Annotated in this window: 3 protein-coding genes; all 3 read left to right on the forward strand. The window is 44.2% G+C overall.

The annotated features are described in order from the left end of the window. Positions 1–292 (forward strand): DUF6776 family protein (locus AC3AYF_RS21220; protein ID WP_487780449.1); only part of this gene is annotated, 292 nt, incomplete at its 5' end. A gap of 12 nt (positions 293–304) precedes the next feature. Then, the gene (locus AC3AYF_RS21225) at positions 305–745 is read left to right on the forward strand and encodes a bactofilin family protein (RefSeq protein ID WP_487780450.1); all 441 of its coding nucleotides are present in this window, start codon (positions 305–307) and stop codon (positions 743–745) included. A gap of 27 nt (positions 746–772) precedes the next feature. Continuing rightward, on the forward strand, positions 773–1,324 hold a 552-nt coding region (locus AC3AYF_RS21230; RefSeq protein ID WP_487780451.1), incomplete at its 3' end, for a hypothetical protein.

Below are 1,324 nucleotides of genomic sequence, written 5' to 3' on the forward strand. Positions count from 1 at the left end.
TGCTCATTCCGCCGACAGCTTCCGCTACCGCGTTGTCATCACTCAAGGGCAAAAAATCACCAAAGCACTCACGGGTACAATTACCATTAGCACCGCAACAAAACGCAATGGCAAAACCGAAAACATCACGGTAAAAGAACACTTGCTCAATCTACGTCATGTACAAGTGATTGAAGGTCAATTAAAAATAACCGACAATATTGAACCAGAAAAGATTATTATCACGATTAAACAAAAGAAAAAGAAAACCGTGTCACAAATTTTTGACTGGCAAGTTGAAGACGCATACTAACTGAGGTGAGAGATGTTCAAGAAAAATAAACGCAAAGGTAAATCTACCCGTATTGATACGCTAATAGGGCAGCATACTCACATCAAAGGTGATATCAGCTTCAGTGGTGGCTTGCGCATCGATGGCAGCATTGCTGGCAATATTAATGCAACGGGTGACAGCGATTCGGTTCTCACCTTAAGTGAAATGGGCACGGTTGAGGGTGAAGTCAGAGTCCCTAATCTGGTGGTCAATGGCACTATTATTGGCAATGTCTATGCCTCTGAGCATGTAGAACTGGCACCCAAGGCGAAAATTAAAGGCAATGTTTATTACCACTTGCTTGAGATGGCCATGGGCTCGGCAGTCAATGGTCAAATGATTCATATGAATGAACCTGAAGAAGAAATTCTGGATCTAGAACATCATATCGTCGACGATAATAATAGCTTCCAGTTAGAGCAAAAAGACTAAGTATTTTATCCCGCTTTATAGTGCGCTATGGCTTTACCCTCATTATTTAAGCGTCGTCAGGTCTGGCTGCCAACTTTTTGGGGCCTGATTATCTTCACCGTGGTTATTGCCACCGTGTTGAATGTTGTGTTTCGCAACATCGGCTACTTTTTAGCGCAAGATCAACCGATCAAAGGTCAATATTTGGTTGTCGAAGGCTGGCTCGCCGAGCCAGCCTTATTAACCGCTATTGCCCAGTTTAAACAAGGCGATTACCAGCTGCTTATTACCACCGGCGGCCCCGACAATAGGCATATTAATCCTGTTCATGCTACTTATGCCGAACAAGCCAGTGCGTTTCTAGCCAAACATGGCATTAAAGCTGATCAATTAATCACCCTTCCTACCCCCGCTTCCGCTCAAGATCGCACCTACCTCAGTGCCGTGATGGTAAGAGATTGGTTCAGCGAAAATAAGCCGGGCCAGATCACTATCGATCTTTATTCTGGCGATGTACATGCCCGTCGAAGTTATAAACTCTACAAAATGGCATTTGCCGATACAGCACACATTGGCATTATCGCTGCTGAGCCCAATAAT

It is taken from the genome of Salinicola sp. (assembly GCF_982684285.1).

Excerpts from the sequence above, each read along its gene's own strand:
- AC3AYF_RS21225 (WP_487780450.1), top strand. The coding sequence starts at position 305 with ATGTTCAAGAAAAATAAACGCAAAGGTAAATCTACCCGTATTGATACG.